The following is a 24,881-nucleotide window of genomic DNA, read 5'->3' as shown; positions in this document are numbered from 1 at the left end:
AGATAAACATGAGTGTTTGTCCAGAATACGAATAACACTGTATAAAACAATCCCACTCAGTATTATACGAAGGCACAAGCTTAACCCCTTCATCAATCATTCAGTGCCAAAATACCCACAAATATCAAGTGTATGAATTGAAGTTCACCCAGCTAAAGCAAGGTAATTCTTGTCGTCAACGGTTTAAGCATTGTGATATTAAATGACTAAAAAACACTGAGTAGTGTGTTGCAAAAATACCCATGTAAATACAGTATTCACATGGGTATTTTTATTTTAAATAACCGTTTCACTAAGCTTGAAGTGCGATGGAAGCCATTTTCATGATGCTTTCAAATGATTCAGCACCCGCAATAAATAAACCGTTATGACAGAACATTGCATCATCAATACCAGTCACTTCTTTAAACGCCTTATCAGACAAACCAGCCCATGGTTTAGGCAGTGATTTTCTGTCTTCAAATGAACCGAGTTCAACAGGTACAGCTTGAATTATCCATTTGCCAGATTGAGATGGGTAAACCATAAATAAAGCTTCTGGCGCTAAATTTAAAACCGTTGTTTTCCACGGCGTATATTGCGCTAATACAATCACTCTTGGATCGTCGGCATTATCAATTGCTTTAGCGACAATATCTTTCGCATTAATGCCACCAGCCGCAGATGCAATGAATCGCGTTAAAATGCGCGACGCAAAAGCAACCGCTTCATCAAAGCATGCATCCAAGTCACTGTCTTCTTCCCAAGTAGGGTTAAACATTGAAATAGTTTGGCTAAGGCTAATACCTTGAGCGACACCTTCAACATGACCACAATCAACCGCGTCAATAGTAGACACTAAACCAGCATCCACTGCATCTGCGATTTCTTGGTTACCTTGGCATATTTCGAGGCCGTACTTCTGCCAAATTAGACCAAATGATGAATAAGGAATACCATTTTCGCGCTCACCCGCTCCACCACGCTGGTGATGGTCAAAACGCCCTGTATCTGGATCATATTCACCACCTACATCGACCACAATATCAGCTTCGCCGATTATCTCTAAATCACGTGTGCGCACTAGCTTAAAAGCAGGCAAAATGTTTTTAAGTGCAGCGATACTAAAAACATCATCTGCATGAAACTTACCATTGTGCGTTACTATCGTTTTATCATTCATTTTTTATGTCATTTTAGAAAGGGATAAGAAAATGTTAATCAGTAAAATTATATGGCGGATTCTATACGAAGACGGCTAACAAAAATAGCTGATTTTTCCACGGACGCCATTTTTAGCTACGTAATAAGGCGCCACCTGGAAAACAACCTATTTTATTTCTTCTATCTCTGAATTATCGGAAATAGAGCCTCTGTACTGAGCAAAAAAGCACTGTACACACAACACTTCGAATCAAGTCCATTTTTTCAGGCGCCTAATATGAATGAATAAATTACTTGGCTAAAATACGCTTTGTTATGACTGACTTTCGAAGTATCCTGAATTCACCAAGTCATCTGTTTCCGACACACCTGGAACGATTGTAGCCCAGCCTTCCGTGATACTATTTCGAAACACCGAAACCGCTTGATGTTCTTCGGAATAATACCACTGTTTGGCAGCCTCAAAACTCTTAAATTTGTAAATAACCATACCTGGTAAAGTACTACCTTCAACGGTTTTTACTGGACTACCAACAATAACTTCTGCTTCATATTTTGCATTGATAGGTTTGACTAATTCAGTTAACTCATCGATTTTAGAACGATCTAATATTTTATAGTTGAACACTACATATGCAGACATAATTGATTCCTTTCATGTTTATGGGATATAACTCCGTGCCCAGCTTGCTGAGTATTAAATAACTGTACCCTGCCGACCATCTCGTCAATATGTTTCTGTTGATGCTCCATAACATCATTAGGTAATGTACTTTGACATGACAGCCGTAATACGCCCAGTGCTACATTGTCCGTTTAAATTTCTTGTCAGCTATTACAACCGTTTTTCTAAAAAAACTATCGTTGTACTACCGAGTTTTTTTTGCTTAAACGGTTTGTAGCCTCTATGGCTGTACATAGTCAAATTTGCGGTGCTGTTTATACCTGTAAAAAGTTCAATCCGGTTTGCTTCACGAAAAGATAATTCCAATTCAGAAAGTAACGTAGAACCAATCCCCTTACCTTTAAGTTGAGGTGTTACAGCCATGCGGCCAATTTGACAGGTTGAATTAAATAATGTTGCCTGACCACTCGCGACAATTTTACCATCAATAACAATTTTGACTATTCGTCTCTTACCAAACTCAGCCTCTAACTCTGCTAAAGTTTGTGTCAAAGGTGGAATCTCAAAGTCATCATGCAGCTGAGCCTCTGAAATGTATGCTTCTTTTTGAATTGCGAGAATTACAGGCGCATCTTCAACAGATGCTTCAAATACTTCCATGTTGATTTATATTCCTTTTGGCCGTTTGTTATTAAGTGTCAACGATAAAGATAGGAAGTTCCCATCATTTTCAACCACTCCATATCCAAGTCTTTTATAAAACCTCACCGCCTTATTATTACGAACAAAGCTTGATAAAGTTATACTATTTCTGTGGATGCAGCGTAAACCCAGAAAAACCAATTGGGTTCATAATCTGCAATTAGACGATTTCGCTGATAATCATCACACCAACCAAAAACCGAATCTACATGAGAATACAGGCCTTCTTTTACCACCAAAAACAGCGACTCAAACTCACCTTCTAATATTGATTCTAACTTGATATCCATATGCGCCATAACGTTGTGCTTGCCTTGTTAAGCTTGTACATTTTGACCGAAACGCCATAGCACACCGCTTGGGTCGTAAAGTACGAAATCTAACATCCCCCATGGCTGCTCACTAATTTCAGAAAGCGTGATGCAGTATTTTACTTCGACGCCTGAACTTTTTACGGCTTTATGCCAAGAAGCAATATCCTCTACTAGTAGGTGCATAATTAAGTTTTCAGCAAATACTTTCTCGTAGAAGTCTTGAAGTAAGAAGCTACAATTCCCGTAGTTAAAATAAGCGATACCATCTGAATCAGATGCTTTGCTAAAGCCTAAATCTAAATAGAACTGCTTAGAAATTTCGAAATCCTTTGCTGGAACAAACGCTTTAAGTTCAATGGTATTTAGATTGCTCATGTTATTATGTCCTTGAAGGCTCTCCATTCGTGTTTAAAAAGACAACATCACATAGTATTACGATTACAATAAGTCGCTTTTTCAAACTCAGCGACATTCATGGTTATGTGTGAAAAACCGGGGAATAATTCAATGAGCCGAGTGACAAGAAGGCGTGATAATGCGGCTTTTTGCTCTGTTGTTCGCCCTTGCATAATATGCGAAAAAATATGGATAAAATCTTCACGCTGGTTAGCCACTAAATAAGTTGAAAACGGATTCATTCTGACTTTAATATCCTTTTCATTAAACAACCCAGAACTATTCGCTAATACATGGATTTGTTCAAGAATATACGCTTCGCTGTAGTGTTCTAAAATGCTTTCCGAACAATCAATTACAAAATGTGGCATTACGAATCCCTTAAATAATAAAATATAAGCAAGTCCCAGCCTAACCTAATTAATAATTAAAACCAATAACTTAGTATTAAATCACAGCCGTTTACTACACCAAGCATGAATAAGTAATGTTTGTAAAAATAATATCGGTGAATCAAAACCACTTACGGCAAGCATTTCAGTTATCTCCTGTTGCGATAAGACAGCAATATCTTTACCAAAATTATCCTGATAACCTTGAAGTTGCTCTGCTGACATACCTGAGTATGCTAACATTTTCAGCCATACTTCAAATAAGCGCTTAAATTCAATACTTGCTGTATCTCCCGATAAATCTGCCGACACCAAAATCCCACCTGGGTATAACCGTTCCGCTATGTTCGCAAATAACGCCCTACGTTCTGTTTTGTCTAATATAAATTGAGAAACTAACAAACAAGTCGCGGCATCAAACAGCTCGTTACTCGGTAAAGATCCCAAGTATCCAAGATGGAAACAGCATCGAGAAGTAATACCGTTAACCTCAGCTCTTTGACGGCAGATATCTAGCATTGCTGGAGCAGGTTCCACGACAGTAAAACGCCATAAAGGAAATGCTTGCGCAAGATACATTAACTCCGCACCAGTACCAGCGCCAACACAAAGGATATTCGCGTTTTCAGGAAGATCTGACAGTAAAACTTGAATACTCAAATGAAGCACATCTTTCATCGGCGCTAATTTTGAAAATTTTTCATCATAACTCGCAGCTAAGTCTTTACTGAAAATAGCGGATAGTGGTCCATCACTCATAATATGATCCCTTTATACCTGTAATATATTAAATAAACATACGTGAATAAAGAATATAACAATTTATAATCAATCATATAGGTTAAAAAAGTATGGTTAAACTTACGATTTATCCGCCTAAATGACTTTGGTCTTTTGCTATGAGAACGTTGCTAAATTCTATTAAAGGTAAGGTAATTTATTGTTGAACACTATTTAGTATTAATGTCTACTGACTTGCTTAATTTCAGCTCCCTATCCTATCGGTTGTTTCTCTATGGTTGTTAGCTCTGTATTTTTGTTATTTTATATCAAACATGGGATGTTTGATAATTATCACCCTTGTGGTAGTTGTTAAGCATAATAATTAAATTTAAAAAACGTAAGCAATTGCCATACTGTAGCTGGTTAATCACGACTCTCGCCTCCCTCAAAACAACGCTAAAAATACCAATTAAGTATAGATGAAACGGTAGGACGCCAACCAAATGTTACACCAATGTTAACAACTTGTTGTTGAACTGGTGCATTATGTTTGCTATATTTTTTGGGCTTTCTCTTTAAAATCAACAGTAAATGGACGATTTACACTATCACTACTATATGGAGTAATAAATAATGGAAATACGCTATGCAACATATTTAACCACGTTTACATGTATCACACCTGAAGATACTATATCCGATAATACAAAACTTGCTTGTAGAATCGATGGCGGTGAGTGGGTGAATATTTTCGACCACGATATGGGCCCAGGTATGGTATGGACGTTAGACAAAAAATTAGTATTTAAGCACCAAGTTGAACTTCGACTTAGAGATTACGATTTCATAGGTTACGACGATGAACTCGGTACTGCTGTCATCGACCCAGATGCTTTCGAGGGACAAGTAGCGTTTACAGGCGACGGTGCTCACTACACACTTGACTGGTCCACTGAACCGTACCTAATCGAAGAGCTGGAAGCGGGAGAAGAAGACTTTAATCGCCGCCCTCTTCAACCGGATGCTATGCAAACCGAAATAGAAACAATGACGGATTTGAATAAAAAGGCATTGAATGCGTTACCATCCCTATTTTCAAATGGGTTTGTGGGCACACTTACATCACTTTTAGCAACGCACGCAAGAATGGGAGCCGGGGAGGAGGGTCTAGAACCGAGTCGTTTGGAACAGGCTAGAACGTTGCTTAGTAAACTTGAAATTAGTCCAATAAGAGGACTTATCAAGGAGTTTAAAAAGGAACAATATGGGACAATCATGCTCTGCGGGGATATAGATACTAGTACACTCCTCCCTGCCCGTATGGGTATGGGCTATGGAATAGCCATTAGCATTGATTTAAAATGGTACCGCGTGTTCGTAGACGCGGGTATCGGATTTGGTACGAATGTGGGGGCAAGTGGTAGCTTTTGGTTCGGGTTTAATCGTAACACACCAGATAATGTGGGGGGAGCAACCTTTGACGTCGTTAGGGGTTTCAACTGGGGGGGACTAAATGGGTCAATTGCTACGTCCTTTGACTTAGCTTTATCAGCTCCAAATATCCAAGAGGTGTGCTACGGTATGCAGGCTGGATCACCAATGGAGAGAAGTGGCGGCTTAACATATTGCTATGTATTTACTAAATACCTTATGTAACAAACACCTGATCGTATAACTTATTAATTTAAAATAAAAAAAGCCAGTTTCTACTGGCTTTTTTGTTTTGTTATTCTGACAGTACAACTTGAATACTCAAATGAAGCACATCTTTCATCAGCGTTAATTTTAAAAATTTTTCATCATAACTCGCAGCTAAGTCTTTACTGAAAATAGCGGATAGTGGTCCATCACTCATATAGGTTAAAAAAGTATGGTTAAACTTACGATTTATTCGCCTAAATGACTTTGGTCAATTACTTGAGTAAAACACTTGGTTATAGTGAGTAGGTATTTTACTTAACACTAAATTAATCGACTAAAGAGGATATTATTATGAGTTGTTGTGGTGGCTGCGGCGGACAAGATTTAGAAGACACGAAAAAAACTGAAGAGACTGAACAGGATTCAGAATAGTCAGTAATACTGACTCGCTCAATAAAGGCCTTACTTAACATCATTAGTAGGGCCTTTTGCTATAAGAACGTTGCTTAATTTTAATTCCCTATCCTACCAGTTGTTTCTCTATAGTTGTTAGCTCTGTATAGTTGTTAGCTCTGTATTTTTGTTGTTTTATATCAAACATGGGATGTTTGATAATTATCACCCTTGTGGTAGTTGTTAAGCATAATAATTAAATTTAAAAAGCGTAAGAAATTGCCATACTCTAGCTGGTTAGTCACGACTCTCGCCCCCCCAAAATGACGGTAAAAATACCTACTAAGTATAAATAAAACGTTCAAGCGTTAACCATGCGTTACTCACAGGCTGACCACGCGCCAACAAAATGCCAACCACATGTTAATCAAATGTTAACAGTAAGTTGTTGTACCAGTGCGTTATGTTTGCTATATTTTTTGGGGTTTCTCTTTAAAATCAACAGTAAATAGACGATTTATACTATCACTACTATATGGAGTAATAAATAATGGAAATACGCTATGCAACATATTTAACCAAGCTTGTATGTATCACACCTGAAGATACTATATCCGATAATACAAAACTTGCTTGTAGAATCGATGGCGGTGAGTGGGAGAATATTTTCGACCACGATATGGGCTATGGTATGGAATGGATATTAGACAAAAAATTGGTATTTAAATACCAAGTTGAACTTAGACTTCGAGATTACGATGATATAAGTGCCACCGATGAACTAGGTACTGCTGTCATCGACCCAGATGCTTTCGAGGGACAAGTAGCGTTTACAGGCGACGGTGCTCACTACACACTTGACTGGTCCACTGAACCGTACCTAATCGAAGAGCTGGAAGCGGGAGAAGAAGACTATAATCGCCACCCTCTTGATGCGGATAAGATGCAAACCGAAATAGAAAAATTGAGGAGTTTGAACACATCGGCAATGACGAGTTTGCCCTCCCTATTTACAAATGGATTTGTGGTCGCACTTACATCGCTTTTAGCAACGCACGCAAAAATGGCCGCCGGAGTAGATGGTCTAGATGCTATTCGTGAGGAACAGGCAAAATTGCTGTCAAGTGCTCTTGATCCAGTAAGAGGACTTATCACAGAGTTTTCAAACGAACAATATGGGTCAATAATGCTCTGCGGTGATGTAGATACCAGCACCCTCTTCCCAGCCCGTATAGGTATGGGCTATGGAATAGCCATTAGCATGGATTTAACATGGTACCGCGTGTTCGTAGACGCATCTGTCGGATTTGGTACGAATGTGGGGGCAAGTGGTGGTTTTTGGTTCGGGTTTAATCGCAACACACCTGATAATGTAGGTGGAGCAACCTTTGACGTCGTTAGGGGTTTCGACTGGGGGCATCTAAATGGGTCAGTGGTTACGTCCTTTGATGTTAACCTTGACTTAACTTTATCAACTCCAAATTTCCAAGAGGTGTGCTACGGTATGCAGGCTGGGGCTCCAATGGAGAGAAGTGGCGGCTTAACATATTGCTATGTATTTTCTAAATTCAGTATGTAACAAACACCTGATCGCATAACTTATTAATTTAAAATAACAAAAGCCAGTTTCTACTGGTTTTTTTGTTTTGTTATATAGGGAGTTCTGTAGTGATATTACTTTAATGAAAATAACTGTTGGAATACCTTTTAATAGTCAGTAATACCGACTCGCTCGATGTTTGATAATTATCACCTTTGTGGTAATTGTTAAGCATAATAATTAAATTAAAAAAACGTAAGCAATTGCCATACTCTAGCTGGTTAGTCACGACTCTCGCCCCCTCAAAATGACGGTAAAAATACCTACTAAGTATAAATAAAACGTTCAAGCGTTAACCATGCGTTACTCACAAGCTGACCACGCGCCAACAAAATGTCAACCAGATGTTAATTAAATGTTAACAGTAAGTTGTTGTACCAGTGCGTTATGTTTGCTATATTTTTTGGGCTTTCTCTTTAAAATCAACAGTAAATGGACGATTTATACTATCACTACTATATGGAGTAATAAATAATGGAAATACGCTATGCAACATATTTAACCAAGCTTACATGTATCACACCTGAAGATACTGTATTCGATAATACGAAACTTGATTGTAGAATCGATAGCGGTGAGTGGAAGAATATTTTCGACCACGATATGGGCTATGGTATGGAATGGATATTAAAAATAAAATTGGTATTTAAATACCAAATTGAACTTCGACTTCGAGATTACGATGATATAAGTGCCACCGATGAACTAGGTACTGCTGTCATCAGCCCTGATGATTTCGAGGGACAAGTAGCGTTTACAGGCGACGGTGCTCACTACACACTTGACTGGTCCACTGAACCGTACCTAATCGAAGAGCTGGAAGCGGGAGAAGAAGACTATAATCGCCATCCTCTTGAACCGAAGCTAATACAAACCGAAATAGAAAAATGTAAAAGTTTGAATAAAAAGGCATTTTTAGATTTGCCATACCTATTTTCAAATGGATTTGTGGGCACACTTACATCACTTTTAGCAACGCACACAAGAATGGCAGCCGGGGATGATAGTCTAGAAACGAGTCGTTCGGAACAGGCTAAAGCGTTGGTTCGTAACCTGCTCCCAGTAAGAGGACTTATCAAGGAGTTTGCAAACGAACAATATGGGACAATCATGCTCTGCGGTGATGTAGATACCAGCACCCTCTTTCCAGCCCGTATAGGTATGGGCTATGGAATAGCCATTAGTATAGATTTAAAATGGTACCGCGTATTCGTAGACGCATCTGTCGGATTTGGTACGAATGTGGGTGCAAGTGGTAGCTTTTGGTTCGGGTTTAATCGTAACACTCCAGATAATGTGGGGGGAGCAACCTTTGACATCGTTAGGGGTTTCGACTGGGACTCACTAAATGGGTCAATTGCTACTTCCTTTGATATTAACCTTGATTTCACTTTATCAGCTCCAAATATCCAAGAGGTGTGCTACGGTATGCAGGCTGGAGCACCAGTGGAGAGAAGTGGCGGCTTAACATATTGCTATGTATTTTCTAAATTCACTATGTAAGAAACACCTAACCTTATAACTTATTAATTTAAAACAAAAAAGCCATTTTCTACTGGCTTTTTTATTTTGCTATATAGGGAGTTCTGTAGTGATATTACTTTAATGCAAATAACTGTTGTAAACGCGCAGGTTCTCGATCAATTTGTTTTAATGCTTGCTTGAAATTCTGTTTTAAATAACTTTTCAAATTACGTGTCGCGTCCCCTATTGGAATACCTTTCAGTCGACAAAACAGCGCCAAGGCAAAGATGACATAGTCTTCAGATAAGGTTGCCTGTCGATTTGCTTGCGCGTTATAGCAACTGCCACATCCGCCTCTAAAAGTATAAGCTGAATTAGCCATCATCACGCCGAAACCCATAAAAATGGCAACAATTTCGGTACTCGCATTAAAATACTCAGCCCCACCAGGAGGGCGTTGTTGTGATTGTGCCACCACATGCTGGGCTAAATGATGCGCATAACTCGAAGCTAGATCGCCCGGTTTAGCAGCTTGCTGTGGATTATAAGTCATTGCTAAAGGCTGAGGTGCAACTAACACAGGTAAGGTATTCGCAGCTGAAGAATCTCGTTGTACTGCGGATAAATCAAGTAATGCAGGAGGTTGACCATTAAAAAACTGGGGCGCTTGTAACTGTAGTGGCCAATGACTCAATCCGGCATATTTAACCACATGATTAAATATAGTTTCAGCCATACCGTGTCGACTATCAATATTACCGGGAAAAAAATCATTCGTTGGTTGGATTAACCGAGTACGCAGAAAGAACTCTTGATGATCAAAATGTGTTAACGCCCACGCAAATGTGTCAAACATCCATTCACAACTGGCATCATCAATTAGTGGTTTAGAACGGAAAAAATTCAGCATAGGTTCATTTCAAAATATAGGTTCAGATAGCACTATCATATCCTAACTATCAATACCCATCTATAGCCAAACAACTTCAGGATGGTAACCGATGCCACTATTTTATCAATTTACGCCCTAAAGTTGCGTTACTTTATAACCAGCCGCTTCTAATCGTTGTAATAGTCCATCCTTTCCGACTAAATGCAATGCCCCCACAAGTACGAACTCCGTACCTTTACTGTCAAACATTGCTTCAATCTGAGGTAACCAATTATTATTACGTTGCACTAATAATGACTGATAAATATCAGGAAAATCTGTAAGCAAAGGGGTAATCGCAAGATCAATAAGTGCTTGGCGATTACCATGACGCCAAGCTGTTTTCATCTCATGCATAAATGTGGGTAATGTTTTTATATCTTCTAAACTATAACGAATGAATTCATCTTCCTTACCTTTACCCATACCCACAATAAACGCTAACTGTTGTTCTACTGTTTCTAGTTTACCGAGTTCTTTAGCATCGATAACCGCTTTACTGTTGTAATATTTATCAACACCAAGACCCGTTAAATTAAGGCGTTGTAACTCTGCCATTGTTAACATCAACGAAATCATACTCGGTTTAAAATTATTAATAACCTGCATACCAATACCCCGTGACTCACAATACGCTGCTAACATCTTGTATGTTTCAGGTGTTAGGTTTTGCGTTAAGTCTTGCCCATCCGGGTATCTAAGCTGACTTAGCATAGAATTCTGAAATTCAGGGCTTTCTAATTTTGTCATATCCGTTTCGAATACCAAGGTCTCAGCCAACGCATACGCACGATCAAACTCTGCCGGAAACGGATAATCATCAAGCGATAAAACATGCACTGTTCCACCTAAATATAAACTGTGTTCTCCATGACTCACTTTCCATACCGACGATGTAGCATGTGCCGTATTAACTACACCCAAGATCAATATAGAAAATACATAACAAATTTTAGCCATTTTCATTGTAACCTCTATTTTATAATCGTGTTTACCGACATGCTAATCAGTATTACATAAATCTTGGTATTTTATAAATCTTGTCGTTGATAACTCATTGCTTTGTTGTCATTAGCGGCTTTATCAAAGATAAGAAAAATGCCGCAGAAATCACGGATGAACCAAACAGCATGCACATAATCATAATTTGGTATCGCACTGCAATGAATGGCGATACGCCGGATAAAATCTGGCCTGTCATCATGCCTGGTAAAGAAACTAAGCCAACAGCAAATAGTGCATTAGTAATCGGTATTAACGACGCTCTTAACGCGATACGTCGCGCAGTAAAATAGTCATCGCCACGCGTCATTTCCGCATGTAAACGTTCAGCAGACAAACTGACACTATTCATCGCATTGGCAAATGCCATCCCAGCAAGTGGCACCATATATTGCGGATTGTACCAAGGGTCTAGCCCCAGTACGCCAATACTCATCACAAATAAGGTAAACCCGCCCCCAAGTGCTACTGCGATTAATGCATATTGATACATTTCCCAGCGCTGTTCAGGCACTGCACCTAAAGCAATCCAGCTCGAGGCGACAACCATAACGATAAGCACGACAACAACAATGCCAGCACTATGTGACTCAAAAATATATGACAGGAAATAGCCAATTAACAACAATTGAATCAGCATACGTGATAACGCATACAAGCCATTTTTAATCGGTAATCGCCATTGCAACAAGATCGCCAGCGCAACTAACACAGGAATAAAGGCAAAGACCAAATGAGAAAAAGAAATCACCTGCACCGCATTACTCACCGTTTAGCCCACCGTCACTGATTGTACTGGTATATCAGCAGCGGCATACAAGGCGTCAATATTTACAATACGAATATGCCCTCTTTTTTCTTCGATCAAGCCTTCTTTGGCCAGTTTTTTGAGTAAACGTGAAAACGTTTCTGGTTGGATCGATAATAATGAAGCAAGTGTTCGTTTCGGTATATCTAATTCAATCACACCTTCATTACCGTCTTTGTCTTGAATATTCTGCATCAAGAATAACAGTAAACGGTTTTTGGCATTCTCGACCGATAACATTTCAATTTCGTAAAGATCATGATGTAAACGAATACTCATATTCGCCATAATTGAGATACCCGCCTCAGGGTTATTTTTTAGTATCTTTAAGTAGGTTTCATTATCAAATGTAATCAGTTCACTGGCTGATACCGCTTGCGCGGCCACAGGATAAAACGGTTTGTTATTAAACATTAATGCTTCCGCAAAGGTATTACCTTCACGCATCACTTCGACAACCTTCTCTTGCCCACTTGGACTGGTACGGTAAAGTTTAAGGTGTCCGCGTAGCACTAAATAAAATCGACTGGCTTTATCGCCTTGATGAAACACATTCTCTAGTGGTTCTATTTTACATGTTTTGGCGGTACTAAAGAGTTGTTGAAACTCAGCATCCGTAAGAGCTGAAAACAAATGATGAGCTGATACTGTATCGATGATATGACTGTCGGTGATCATGAAATCCAACTTTTAAATGCGGTAGTTATCTGTATATACAGGGGATAGCGTTAAATAAATGATAAGCACCAATATAATGCCATGATTTTGGTTTTAAACAAGCACGATACGTATCATATCATGAGCACAAAATTGACCCGCTGCCTAAAAGTTGGGGTTTTATCTATTTTTAATATCAATGGTATAAACTTTATGCTACCGTCCAGCCGTTTATTTAAAAATGGAGATAAAAAAATGCAAATTTTGCAAGGTCTGCAAATGCTATTCGTCGCATTTGGTGCCCTCGTATTGGTTCCACTTCTTACTGGTTTGGATCCAAATGTCGCGCTTTTCGGTGCTGGCCTCGGTACTTTAGTGTTTCAAGTTATCACTAAACGTTCAGTTCCTGTTTTTCTCGCTTCTTCTTTTGCCTTTATTGCTCCGATCATGTTCGGAATACAAACCTGGGGCATAGCGAGCACTATGGGTGGCTTGATGGCTGCTGGTTTCACTTATGTATTATTGTCCGCTGTGATTAAATTCCGTGGCGTAGCAATTATCCATAAGCTACTGCCTCCCGTGGTTGTAGGCCCAGTGATAATGGTAATTGGTCTTGGTTTATCACCTGTTGCAGTCAATATGGCCATGGGTAAAACAGGTGATGGCGCAATACAGTTAATTAATAACGACGTTGCAATTATCATTGCTTCTATCTCATTATTTACCACCATTATAGTGAGTGTTTTTGGTAAAGGTCTACTTAAACTGATTCCAATTATGGCGGGTATTATCGCCGGTTATCTTGCAAGTCTTGCTTATGGCATCATTGACTTTGCTCCAGTTGGCCAAGCAAGCTGGTTAGCACTACCAAACTTTACTTACCCAGAATTTAACATCAATGCGATATTATTTATGATCCCGGTTGCGTTAGCCCCTGCGATTGAGCATGTTGGCGACATTCTCGCGATCTCGAATGCGACAGGTAAAGACTACCTTAAGAAACCAGGTCTACACCGGACGCTTGCTGGTGACGGAATGGCGACAATGGCTGCGTCTATGTTTGGCGCGCCACCAAACACCACCTACAGTGAAGTAACTGGTGCAGTAATACTAACTAAGGCATTCAACCCTGTCATCATGACATGGGCAGCGGTTATCGCAATCGTGTTGGCTTTTGTGGGTAAACTCGGTGCGTTACTGCAAACCTTCCCTGTGCCAGTGATGGGCGGCATCATGATCTTACTGTTCGGTACAATTGCAACCGTAGGTCTTAATACGCTTATTACTAATCGTGTTGATCTGCATAAGTCTCGTAATTTAATCATTGTTGCGGTGACATTAGTATTCGGTATTGGTGGTATGGCATTTGGTATCGGTGATTTCAGCCTTCAAGGTGTGAGTCTATGCGGTATCGTGGCGATTATTCTTAACTTAGTATTACCACATGACTTGGGTGATAATCATGTTGTTGATAATGTTGAAGTGAATTCAGATATTAACACTAAGTAATAATGCTTCTGACTAGGTAAATAATTAACAAGTTATAACGGATGGCTTATCGGTTATAACTTGTTAATTCATTATTATGCCGCTACTGGTTTTGATGTATCGTAAACCAACTCATAATAATGATTGTTATTATATTCAAACTCTTGAATAACGGTTAACCCTAATTTTTTAGTATGCGCCGTATAAGATCGTGGATTAATCTTATTAATAAAGGTCACTAAAATAGGAAAACGTTTCGCCATATGTTCTCTCGAAAAATCAAACATTGTTTCTAATGCGCCTGTACCACGAATACTTTTATCAATGCAAACAGGGCCATATTGATAAGAATTATCGGTTGTTAATTGCTGACCTAAATATTCTAAATTAGGTAAATCTTTAACCATATGAGCAAACATTGGCCAGTTTGACCAAAACGTCCAAGAGGCAGCCATGACATAAGCGACAACCTTACCGTCTTTACGCGCAATAAATAGCCCACTTTCTTCCGTAATTAAACGAGTTAATTCTTCCTTGGTGAAAGCCGTTGTGACAAAACCATCCGCTTTGTCTTCTGCTGTAATTGAATCCACTTGGTATTTATAATGCAGTGTTAAGGTATCTTCAATATCGCTTAATTCTGCCACTTTTAACTGCATGCTTACGCTTCCTTCTATGACTATACCCAACGAATTACGCGAATATAACATCAACCTTATAATGTGGTCCAGCGAAAAAAGGCAGGCTAAATGAGTAAATCATCAAGCAGTTGCTTGGGTAAAACTCTTACTTTGGAAACCCTGCAAACGTCGGGGCAGCTAAAGCCGCATCATACCAAGCCGCACGCTCATGCCAAAATATATTATCTTGCGGTGCAACGTTAAACACCGTCTCTTCGTCTACATCCAATGAACCCGCAGGTACGATTAAGGTTTTACCTTTATTGACTAAATACGGCAATCCAGTTCCACACTCAGTGCAAAATACACGCGCAAAATGACGATTTGGGTAATCGAAACGTTTAGTTTTATCCATACCAGCCAACCACGTAATGTGTCCGGATTGGCAAAATAAATTAGATGCATGAGCAGAGCCGGTTATTTTTTGGCACTGCTGGCAATGACACAAATGAAATTGACTAAAATCATTGGTAATTTCAAATTTAACTGAGCCACATAAGCAGCCCCCTGATATTTTACTCATCGTTTACATCCTTATAAATCAATTTATTGAAAATTTAGCTGTCTCCGATACGGAAACCTATTTTCAGCGTCACTTGAAAATGCCCAACCGCACCATCAACAATATGACCACGGGTTTCAACCACTTCAAACCAATCCATATTCTTTACTGTTTTACTGCACTCTGCAAGTGCATTATGGATGGCCTCTTCAATACTTGTTTTTGACGAACCAACCATTTCAATTTTTTTGTACGTATGATGATTTGACATAACTTACTCCAATTAATCATAAAATAGCCTAAGTGTAAATATAGTTCGATATTTGCATTCCATAACAAGATTACTAAAATTGATTATATTTATGGCTTTGGGCATAAGCGCGCAAATTAATCGCCGCCGTATTGCTATTATGATTAAATCAAGGAGGTGGTATGTTCAAATTATTAAACAAATTATTAACGAGAGCAGTTTATGCGCCGATCATTATCGCACAAGGGCAATATGTAAAAAAAGTAACACCAAAGCTACCAGAAGCTGCAGGAGAACGCTCTGGAATGGCAGGAAAAGGACAAAAAATACGACTGCTTATTGTTGGTGATTCTGCCGCTGCTGGTGTTGGTGTGGATAACCAGTCACAAGCGTTAACAGGACATTTGGTTTCGGCGCTGGCCGAGTGCTACCAGGTTAATTGGCAGTTATTGGCGAAATCGGGCCATACCACATTAGACAGCCTACAAATGCTATCGAAACAACCGCAACAAACCTTCGATATTATCGTGACCTCATTAGGTGTAAATGATGTCACGGCTACACTAGCAGCATCAACGTGGTTAACTCAGCAACAAGATTTGATCACGCTATTACGCGAACAATTTAACTGCCAACAAATCCTTATCACACAAGTCCCTCCGATGGGACAATTCTCAGTACTACCACAACCATTACGACGTTATTTAGGCGCAAGAGCAGCTCAGTTTAATCGTAAACTAGCAACCCTAATTGAAAGCCAAAGTGATTGTCAATTAATCGATTTCAATGCTGAATTAAATGATAAGGATATGGCTGAAGATGGATTTCATCCAGGGCCAATTATTTACCAGCAATGGGCTGATATTGTTGCCGATAAAATTAAATCACAACATAACTATGAATAATAAGCACAGGGATTATTTGTTTTCTCGCTATCTTGTTTTTCGAGGTCCAAGTGGCGTACATAACTCCCGCGATGATTATAAACATTTTTAAAAAGCTTGTGAGCCAGTACTTATATTGAAAGCTAAAATGTGACCTAGAACTTTCCATTTATTAGCGCTGAGACATAGACTAGTGACAGCATGAATTATTCAGCTATGGTTACAGGTATGCCTATGCATCTTCAGGATTTCGCGCGATTTAAAATCACCTTTACTCGCTTTTTATCAATGCCAACTACGTGGATGCTGTAATGTTACTCAAAAATAAGATCGCATTATCATTTATCGGATTAATTTTGTTTTTTTGGCTAACGACCACTGGCATCATGTTCTATAGCATGCAAAAGCAGTTTGAAATAAATACCGGATTACATTTACAACATAATGTTGAGAACGCAGCAAAGAAAGTCGATAACTTTATGCTTAAAGTACAGCTTAACTTTGAGCTACTCAGTAAAAGTCCGCTGTTCGCACTTGCCGACTATGTCGAAATAACCAATCATTTTGAAGACATCATTGACACCTACCCTCATTACAAATCAATATATTACGTAGACGTAAAAGGCAAAATTATAGCGGCATCAGAAAGCCATACAATTAACGACAATATTTTTTCCTATGCCGAAAACATAAAAAATGAATTTAATAAGGCACTCGCCGATCCATCCCATGCATATATTTCTCCTTTAACGCACTTAGGTGGTGAAACTAATAACCACTTTCAGCAACGTCATTTTGACTTTAAATTTGTGAGTGCGGTATTCGACCCTCGAACAGCGAAAGTCATCGGGGTTTTAGTCAGTGAAGTTAATATCACCGAATTATTCGATATCGTTGCTGACATAGACCAACAAACAATTGGTAATGAATATACCTATTTAGTCGATGATCTAGGGAATGTATTAATCACAACAGATCCTAATACGCGTTTATTAAGACCACACAAAGACTTAGCAATTGAATCACTACAAGCCAAGCTCGAAGGAGATATGGATGGTTATGCGATCTACAACAATGCCGATAATCGTAAGGTTATTTCTGGTTACGCCGATTTAGGTGAATACGGTGCCGAGATGACTGGCGACTGGTCTTTATTAGCCACGGCGCCTTATGACACCATCATGGCGCCACTATTTGATCTGTTTTATAAATTACTCTTTCTCGTATCTTTATGTATCCCTATTGTAGCTTGGATAAGTTATGTTATTGCTAAAAATATTACTGGCCCACTCACTGACCTGACTAAATTGGCAAACAATATTGGTAAAGGTGATTTTATCGATAAATTACTCATTGATCGCAATTGCGAAGTGGGTACCCTCGGTAATGCATTACTCAATATGAGCCATTCATTAGAGCATAAAACGCTAGAATTACAAGAAGCTGTGGATCATGCCCGCCACAGTGAAAAATCAAAAACCCGATTTCTGGCAAATATGAGTCATGAGATCCGAACCCCTATGAACGGTGTGTTAGGCATGGGGCAAGTTTTAACTAAAACTCAGCTTACAGAAGAACAAAGCGCCCACCTAAAAACCATTATGGATTCGGGTAATCACATGATGGCATTACTCAATGATATTCTGGACTTTTCTAAAATCGAAGAAGGTCAATTAGATCTAGAAAACGCAAACTTCAATCTATCCGAAATTGCAGATTCTTTAGCGAGCACTTATTACACACTCGGTATAGAAAAAGGCATTACATTCAAAGTGATTAATAGTTTAAAACACAATAGTTGGTACTTAGGTGACAAAGCCAAAATCAGGCAGATCTTGTTTAACTTAGTTAATAACGCACTTAAATTCACAAAACAAGGCGGTGTTACTGTCTCTTTTAATGAAACAAAAGTGGAAGGTAATATACACACCATTTCCATTGCCGTCAGTGACTCTGGAATTGGTATTTCTCGCTCACGAATGACAGCAATTTTTGACCCATTTACACAAGAAGAATCCTCAACAACCCGACGGTTCGGTGGAACGGGCTTAGGCTTATCGATTGTTAAACAATTACTTAATTTAATGGACGGTAATATCAAACTAGAAAGCGTTAAAGGACAAGGCTCAACATTTACAGTCGAAATTCCGTTAGAGTGCGGCGAAGAAACAAAGATTGTGACCCCACTTAACCATGACATTACTGACTTTTCCGGCTTACATGTACTGATAGCCGAAGATAATAAAGTAAACCAACTTGTCCTGTCTTCATTCTTGAAACTCCGACAAATCAGCAGTGATATTGTTGAAAATGGCGCTCAGGCCATTGCAAAAGTACAGACTCAGCATTACGATTTGATCTTAATGGATAATCATATGCCTGTTATGAATGGTATTGATGCGATAAGCGCTATACGTACATTACCACTCGATATTGCAACCTTACCCATATTTGCCTGTACTGCGGATGCCTACGAGGACACACGTATCCACATGCTTAACGCAGGTGCAGACTACGTATTAACAAAACCATTAAAAGAGGAGGCGCTATTATCAGCACTCATGCAGTTGAACAACCGCAACGGCTTACTTTTAAACAACCCACGCTTAACCCCCTCGTTTGACCTTCCATTGTAAGTTCATCAATAACCTGCTCTAAATATAATTGATTAACCCACGTAAAAGCACTGTATGTAATACTGTATAAGCCACCAGTAATAAACGGAGTTCAGTTTGTGTATATGGTGATAGTCCCACTAAAGTGATCGTCCACAAAAACAACAACCAAACAAAACAGCGTGAAATCAAGAGGTTATACAATAGCATTTCAGATTTACTCATTTAAAAGATAATAAATGCTTGCAAATATCACAACAAAATACTACTGTATGTATAACCACTGGATATAAAGACAGGCGCACGACCATGCAAACTAAATCTTTTATATATAACGCGAATACTTCTACACAAAATAAGCCTTTGACTCATGTTGATGAAGCCGTAATTGAAGATAGCCATGGTCACTGGACTGCAATCATTGCACCACCAATGACACTGACTGCCGCATTATTATGGCAACATGGGATTAGCGCAGATAGTGCACTCATCATCCATAAAGCTAAAGTGAACAATAAATTTCATACTCTATTAAAAGCAGCTCAAAGCCCAACTATTTCAGCTATTGTAACTTGGGATGACGAGCTAACAGCTGACGAAATATTTCAAGTTAAGGCAACGATGAAGACGTATAACACTAAGTGTGTGATACAGAGCAACAAAAGATTACACTAACTAAACTGATACTTGCTATATTTAGTTATCAGAACCGTATTTATCGGACAACGACTAAAAAGAGCAAGGACTGCCGATGAAGATCCTCATAATCGATGACTCCAAGATTGAACGACTGATTATTCGATCTTACCTACAACATCTTAATCACGAAGTCTTCGACGCAGAAAATGGTGAAACAGGCATCGCACTATTTTCAGAATGTAATCCAGATATTGTGTTACTGGGTGTTGTGATGATAGGTATTAACGGTTATCAAGTAGCAAAACAAATTAGGCAAGAATTTACTGATTGGGTGCCCATTATATTTCTCAGTGGTAAAACTGAACCAGAAGATGTTATGGTTGGTATTGAAGCTGGTGGTGATGACTACTTACCAAAACCCATACAAAAACAGATTCTTATCGCTAAAATGACAGCGATGGAGCGCATTGCGACAATGCGTTCACAACTATTAAAAACCAAAAATGATTTGGAATTGGCAAATGAAGAATTAGAGCGCTTGGCCACGCTTGATGGCTTAACTGGCATTGCCAATCGTAGACACCTAGATGCTATGTTTTCAAAAGAGCTATCACGTGCCAAACGCCATGCTCAACCCCTTACCTTTATCCTTGCTGATATAGACTTCTTTAAAATATACAATGATCACTACGGTCACGTCCAAGGTGATGAGTGTTTAAAATTAGTCGCATCCACACTTAACAAGTCCCTGCGAAGACCTTCTGAGTTAGTCGCCCGTTATGGGGGAGAAGAGTTCTGTATGTTATTACCAAATACAGATACAAAAGGCGCTAAATTAGTTGCTGAAAAACTCGTTAATGTAGTGAGATCATTAGAGATTCAACATGCTGGAATCAATGAACATGCCATAATCACCATGAGTTTTGGTGTCGTCAGTGTAATCCCTGATAGGAAAATAACGGTAAAAAGCTTAATACAGCAAGCAGATAACAAATTATATCAAGCGAAAAAAAATGGCCGAGACCAATGGGTAATATAAACAAAAGGGAAGCCATATGGCTTCCCTTTTTCATTATAACAGTCCAGTCCTAAATAGAATTAAGTCCACTACAAACTCGCTTTAAACTCTGCAAATGCGATTTTTACGCGCTTAATAGATACAGGATAACTGGTCCCTAATTGTTGAGCAAATAACGATACACGTAGTTCTTCTAACATCCAACGCAGTTTTAATAACTCACTTTGTTGTGCAAGTGTTAATCGTGGCATCTTAGTTAACTGAACATAGTTTTCCAATAGCGGTTGCACTTCAACTGAATTACCACGATCACGAATAGGATCAATCTTAAGCTTATTCAATCGATGTTCAATCGCAGCAATGTAACGTTGTACATCTGCTAATTTTTTAACACCTGTATTGGTCACAAAACCACTGTAAATAAGCTTCGCTAATTGCGCTTTGATATCACCATTAGCCACGATCATATCAAGAGATACTTTGCCTTTAATCTGTTTATGCACTTGATGCGCGGCAGTGAGAATCTTCTCAACCTGCTTTGCGACTTCAACCGTCTCATCTGCGATATTGGCACGAACCAGTTCTTTTAATGCTTCAAAACTTTCTGCATCACTCGGAGCAGGCTGTTTTGAAATTATGCTATCAACAGCACAAGAAATACAATCGTGGATCAGATCAGTCACTTTACCAAACGGATTGAAATACAGTCCAAGTTTCGCTTTGTTTGGTAGTTTCTGTTCAAGGTATTTAATCGGTGACGGTACATTAAGTAAGATCAAGCGACGCAAACCCGCTTTAGCAGCAACAGCAGCGTCTTCTTGATGATCAAACAGCTTAATTTCAACCGACTTTTTATTATCAACTAAAGCGGGATACGCTTTAACTTCATAACCGCCATGTTTTTGTTTAAATTCAGTCGGTAAATGACCAAAGTCCCAGGTAATAAGATCTGTCTTCTCAATACCTTTGTCAGCCACCTTCACTAAGGTTTCTTGAATATTACCTTGCAGTTGCTGTTTTAATGCACCTAAGTCATCACCAAAACTAATTTGTTTTAGTTTTTCATCAACAACTTTAAAATGAATTTTAAGGTGCGTCGGCAGCGTCAAGTGCTCCCATACATCTTGATCTAAACGGACACCCGTCATGCGCAATAACTGTTTGTTCAGACTTACAGCTAATTCACCTTGGCTAGGGTCCATATTCTCCAGTGCTGCACCCGCATAATTTGGCGCGGGTACAAAATTACGGCGCAGTGTTTTTGGCAGCGCCTTAATCATGGTGATGATTAATTCCTCACGTAAAGCCGGAATCTGCCAATCAAAGCCTTGTTCATTGACTTGATTGAGGATCGCTAATGGAATAATAACCGTGATGCCATCTTCAACAGTACCCGGTTCGAAATTGTATTCCAATTTGAATTTAAAGCTGTTTTGACTCCAAAACTCTGGATAGCTATGTGCAGTAATCGCTTCTGCATTATGCTTCATCAAACGAGCTTGGGTTAGCGTTAATAAATCAGGTGTTTGCTTGCTCTCTTTTTTCCACCAGCTATCAAAGTGACGGCCAGAGCAAACGTGTTCAGGAATTATATCCGCATAAAAACCAAACAAATCATCGTCACTAACCAAAATATCACGACGACGCGACTTATGTTCTAACGCATGAATACGCTCGACTTCCGCCATATTGTGCTTAAAGAACGCATGTTTAGTATTAAATTCACCTTCAACTAAACCACTACGAATAAATATTTCACGGCATAATGCCGGGTCAATTTGACTGTAGTTCACCATGCGCTTAGCAACAATGACTAAACCATACAAAGTTACTTTTTCAGCAGCAACTACCGCACCACGGCGTTTTTCCCAATGCGGTTCGCTGTACGTTGATTTGTTTAAATGTGTAGCAAGCGGTTCAATCCATTCCGGTTGGATTTTCGCTGCGATACGGCCGAACAAACGTGACGTTTCCACCAGTTCCGCAACCATTACCCACTTAGGCTGTTTTTTAAATAAACCAGAGCCAGGGAAGATATTAAACTTACTGTTACGTGCACCTAAATAATCTTGGTCTTTATCTTTAAAACCAACGTGACTTAACATACCCGACAATAGCGCTTTATGAATATTATCGCCGTTACTGATCGCGCCTTCTTCATTAACTTCAACAGGCTTAACATTAAAGCCGAGTTCTTTCACCACTTGTGACAGCTGCGAGTAAATATCTTGCCATTCACGTACACGCATATACGCAAGGTAATCTTTCTTACATAAGCGACGGAACTGTGATGACGATAACTCGTCTTGTTGCTGTTTGACGTAATTCCAAAGGTTCAAGAAGGTGATAAAATCAGATTCTTTATCATAAAAACGACGATGTTGTTCATCTGCTGCTTGCTGTTTTTCTATCGGTCGTTCACGAGGGTCTTGAATCGACAATGCCGCCGTAATCACCATCACTTCATTCAAACAACCATTGGTGTTTGCTTCCATGACCATACGAGCAAGACGCGGATCAATCGGCAGTTTAGCCAACGCAACACCAATAGGCGTTAGGCGTTTATTATGATCAGCATTACTGATATCAATGGCGCCTAATTCTTCAAGCAGTTTTAGACCATCGGTAATGTTACGGCTGTCTGGTGGCTGTACGAATGGGAAATTAGCAACATCGCCTAATCCCAATGCATGCATTTGTAAAATAACAGAAGCAAGGTTAGTACGCTGGATCTCAGGATCCGTAAACTCAGGACGGTTATTAAAATCTTCTTCACTATAAAGTCGAATACAAATACCCGCACTAACACGACCACAACGGCCCATACGCTGATTTGCACTGGCCTGTGAGACAGCTTCAATCGGTAAGCGCTGTACCTTGGTACGATAGCTATAACGGCTAATACGCGCAGTACCTGGGTCAATCACATATTTGATACCCGGTACAGTTAACGATGTTTCTGCCACGTTTGTCGCTAATACCACTCGACGACCAACATGACTTTGGAAAATACGGTTCTGCTCGGCATTCGTTAAGCGCGCATACAAAGGCAGTACTTCGGTATTTCGAAGTTTTAACTTGTTTAACGCATCTGCAGTATCCCGGATCTCACGTTCACCGTTAAGGAATACCAAGATATCCCCAAGGCCTTCGCTCTGCAGTTCATCGACAGCATCAACAATGCCTTGGATTTGATCACGTTCGTGCCCATCTTCTTGCTCAGCTAACGCGTTATAACGCACTTCAACAGGATAAGTACGGCCAGACACTTCGATCATAGGCGCATTATTAAAGTGTTTAGAAAAACGTTCTGGATCAATCGTCGCAGACGTAATAATCACTTTTAAATCGGGGCGACGGTTAAGTAATTGCTTTAAATAACCGAGGATAAAATCAATATTTAAACTACGTTCATGGGCTTCATCAATAATGATCACGTCATATCTACTTAAGAAGCGATCTTGTTGGATCTCTGCCAGTAAAATACCGTCGGTCATCAGTTTTATGTAACTTTTCTTGCTGACGTTATCGTTAAAACGGATCTTATAACCTACATGCTCACCAAGCTCTGAATCAAGCTCTTCAGCAATACGATTCGCAACCGTACGAGCTGCAAGTCGTCTTGGCTGTGTATGCCCTATCATGCCATCAATACCTAAACCGAGGTCTAGGCATATTTTAGGGATCTGAGTGGTTTTACCCGAGCCTGTTTCACCTGCAATAATAACCACTTGGTTATTTAAAATAGCATTAGCGATATCATCACGCTTTTGACTAATAGGCAGATCTTCAGGATAAGAGACTACTGGTAAGTTATCAATACGCGACTGACGCAGGCTCGACGATGCCGCAATATCTTGCTGCAGCTTATCAATAGCTTTTTCTTGCTTTTCAGAAGGTAATTTTTGCGCTGTTTGCAAACGACGTTTAAAACGAAAACGATCGGAATGCATACAGTTAGATAGTTCAGCTGTCAGGGATTTTAAGATACTCTGCATAATAGTTAGAAAGCGC

The 24,881-nt window shown here is 39.4% G+C and carries 23 protein-coding genes; 8 read left to right on the top strand and 15 right to left on the bottom strand.

Features of this window, described 5'->3' with window-relative positions; genetic code table 11:
- Positions 1-292 precede the first annotated feature (292 nt).
- The 7 genes from HWV02_RS09865 to HWV02_RS09835 all read right to left on the bottom strand — a co-directional run bounded on the left by HWV02_RS09865 (position 293) and on the right by HWV02_RS09835 (position 4,331).
- Entirely contained in the window at positions 293-1,162 is an 870-nt protein-coding gene (locus HWV02_RS09865) for an MYG1 family protein (RefSeq protein WP_211690351.1), read from the bottom strand.
- A 294-nt stretch (positions 1,163-1,456) separates the two neighbouring features.
- On the bottom strand, positions 1,457-1,786 hold the full coding sequence (locus tag HWV02_RS09860) for a DUF1330 domain-containing protein (RefSeq protein WP_075478020.1): 330 nt from the start codon (positions 1,784-1,786) through the stop codon (positions 1,457-1,459).
- Positions 1,787-1,978: 192 nt separating this feature from the next.
- Positions 1,979-2,428 carry a GNAT family N-acetyltransferase gene (locus HWV02_RS09855; protein ID WP_211690350.1) on the bottom strand — a complete coding sequence of 150 codons (450 nt, stop codon included), beginning with the start codon at positions 2,426-2,428 and terminating at the stop codon, positions 1,979-1,981.
- 140 nt (positions 2,429-2,568) lie between these two features.
- Positions 2,569-2,760 carry a hypothetical protein gene (locus HWV02_RS09850; protein ID WP_211690349.1) on the bottom strand — a complete coding sequence of 64 codons (192 nt, stop codon included), beginning with the start codon at positions 2,758-2,760 and terminating at the stop codon, positions 2,569-2,571.
- Positions 2,761-2,787: 27 nt separating this feature from the next.
- A complete protein-coding gene (locus tag HWV02_RS09845) occupies positions 2,788-3,159 on the bottom strand; it encodes a VOC family protein (protein WP_211690348.1) in 372 nt (123 codons plus the stop codon).
- 47 nt (positions 3,160-3,206) lie between these two features.
- Positions 3,207-3,551, bottom strand: a complete 345-nt coding sequence (locus HWV02_RS09840; protein WP_211675157.1) for a 5-carboxymethyl-2-hydroxymuconate Delta-isomerase — start codon at positions 3,549-3,551, stop codon at positions 3,207-3,209.
- Between the two features lie 81 nt (positions 3,552-3,632).
- Entirely contained in the window at positions 3,633-4,331 is a 699-nt protein-coding gene (locus HWV02_RS09835; protein WP_211679486.1) for a class I SAM-dependent methyltransferase, read from the bottom strand.
- Between the two features lie 597 nt (positions 4,332-4,928).
- On the opposite strand from HWV02_RS09835, the gene HWV02_RS09830 reads away from it, so the two are divergent.
- The 3 genes from HWV02_RS09830 (at position 4,929) to HWV02_RS09820 (ending at position 9,432) form a co-directional block, all read left to right on the top strand.
- On the top strand, positions 4,929-5,951 hold the full coding sequence (locus tag HWV02_RS09830; RefSeq protein WP_211679485.1) for a hypothetical protein: 1,023 nt from the start codon (positions 4,929-4,931) through the stop codon (positions 5,949-5,951).
- 928 nt (positions 5,952-6,879) lie between these two features.
- On the top strand, positions 6,880-7,908 hold the full coding sequence (locus HWV02_RS09825; RefSeq protein ID WP_211690347.1) for a hypothetical protein: 1,029 nt from the start codon (positions 6,880-6,882) through the stop codon (positions 7,906-7,908).
- Between the two features lie 495 nt (positions 7,909-8,403).
- Complete coding sequence (locus tag HWV02_RS09820; RefSeq protein WP_211679484.1) at positions 8,404-9,432, top strand: hypothetical protein; 1,029 nt, start codon at positions 8,404-8,406, stop codon at positions 9,430-9,432.
- A 94-nt stretch (positions 9,433-9,526) separates the two neighbouring features.
- Here HWV02_RS09820 and HWV02_RS09815 read toward each other — a convergent pair whose 3' ends face one another.
- From HWV02_RS09815 to HWV02_RS09800, 4 genes are all read right to left on the bottom strand, one after another.
- A complete protein-coding gene (locus tag HWV02_RS09815) occupies positions 9,527-10,303 on the bottom strand; it encodes a hypothetical protein (protein ID WP_211679483.1) in 777 nt (258 codons plus the stop codon).
- 117 nt (positions 10,304-10,420) lie between these two features.
- Positions 10,421-11,284, bottom strand: coding sequence for a TraB/GumN family protein (locus tag HWV02_RS09810; RefSeq protein ID WP_255550641.1), 864 nt, complete (start codon positions 11,282-11,284; stop codon positions 10,421-10,423).
- 94 nt (positions 11,285-11,378) lie between these two features.
- Positions 11,379-12,095, bottom strand: a complete 717-nt coding sequence (locus HWV02_RS09805) for an ABC transporter permease (RefSeq protein WP_211690345.1) — start codon at positions 12,093-12,095, stop codon at positions 11,379-11,381.
- Positions 12,096-12,098: 3 nt separating this feature from the next.
- Positions 12,099-12,812 carry a Crp/Fnr family transcriptional regulator gene (locus HWV02_RS09800; RefSeq protein ID WP_211690344.1) on the bottom strand — a complete coding sequence of 238 codons (714 nt, stop codon included), beginning with the start codon at positions 12,810-12,812 and terminating at the stop codon, positions 12,099-12,101.
- A 234-nt stretch (positions 12,813-13,046) separates the two neighbouring features.
- Here HWV02_RS09800 and HWV02_RS09795 point away from each other — a divergent pair, with 234 nt between their 5' ends.
- Positions 13,047-14,300 (top strand): uracil-xanthine permease family protein, encoded by a 1,254-nt coding sequence (locus HWV02_RS09795; RefSeq protein WP_211679479.1) that lies wholly within the window; start codon positions 13,047-13,049, stop codon positions 14,298-14,300.
- Positions 14,301-14,374: 74 nt separating this feature from the next.
- On the opposite strand, the gene HWV02_RS09790 is transcribed toward HWV02_RS09795, so the two are convergent.
- The 3 genes from HWV02_RS09790 to HWV02_RS09780 all read right to left on the bottom strand — a co-directional run bounded on the left by HWV02_RS09790 (position 14,375) and on the right by HWV02_RS09780 (position 15,732).
- Positions 14,375-14,938: a GNAT family acetyltransferase gene (locus tag HWV02_RS09790; protein ID WP_211690343.1), complete on the bottom strand. Its 564-nt coding sequence runs from the start codon at positions 14,936-14,938 to the stop codon at positions 14,375-14,377.
- Between the two features lie 127 nt (positions 14,939-15,065).
- Positions 15,066-15,482: a GFA family protein gene (locus HWV02_RS09785; protein WP_211679478.1), complete on the bottom strand. Its 417-nt coding sequence runs from the start codon at positions 15,480-15,482 to the stop codon at positions 15,066-15,068.
- Between the two features lie 34 nt (positions 15,483-15,516).
- Positions 15,517-15,732 (bottom strand): dodecin, encoded by a 216-nt coding sequence (locus HWV02_RS09780; protein ID WP_045110689.1) that lies wholly within the window; start codon positions 15,730-15,732, stop codon positions 15,517-15,519.
- A 161-nt stretch (positions 15,733-15,893) separates the two neighbouring features.
- On the opposite strand from HWV02_RS09780, the gene HWV02_RS09775 reads away from it, so the two are divergent.
- From HWV02_RS09775 to HWV02_RS09760, 4 genes are all read left to right on the top strand, one after another.
- Complete coding sequence (locus HWV02_RS09775) at positions 15,894-16,616, top strand: SGNH/GDSL hydrolase family protein (protein WP_211679477.1); 723 nt, start codon at positions 15,894-15,896, stop codon at positions 16,614-16,616.
- 290 nt (positions 16,617-16,906) lie between these two features.
- Positions 16,907-19,231, top strand: a complete 2,325-nt coding sequence (locus tag HWV02_RS09770) for a hybrid sensor histidine kinase/response regulator (RefSeq protein WP_211690342.1) — start codon at positions 16,907-16,909, stop codon at positions 19,229-19,231.
- A 288-nt stretch (positions 19,232-19,519) separates the two neighbouring features.
- On the top strand, positions 19,520-19,885 hold the full coding sequence (locus HWV02_RS09765) for a hypothetical protein (RefSeq protein ID WP_211679475.1): 366 nt from the start codon (positions 19,520-19,522) through the stop codon (positions 19,883-19,885).
- 76 nt (positions 19,886-19,961) lie between these two features.
- On the top strand, positions 19,962-20,888 hold the full coding sequence (locus tag HWV02_RS09760; protein WP_211679474.1) for a diguanylate cyclase: 927 nt from the start codon (positions 19,962-19,964) through the stop codon (positions 20,886-20,888).
- Between the two features lie 68 nt (positions 20,889-20,956).
- Here HWV02_RS09760 and hrpA read toward each other — a convergent pair whose 3' ends face one another.
- A complete protein-coding gene (gene hrpA / locus HWV02_RS09755; RefSeq protein ID WP_211679473.1) occupies positions 20,957-24,865 on the bottom strand; it encodes an ATP-dependent RNA helicase HrpA in 3,909 nt (1,302 codons plus the stop codon).
- Between the last annotated feature and the right edge of the window lie 16 nt (positions 24,866-24,881).

Source organism: Moritella sp. 28, assembly GCF_018219435.1.
GTDB lineage: Bacteria > Pseudomonadota > Gammaproteobacteria > Enterobacterales > Moritellaceae > Moritella.
The sequence above is the reverse complement of the archived record's forward strand: the minus strand, read 5'-3'. Positions and strand labels throughout refer to the sequence as shown.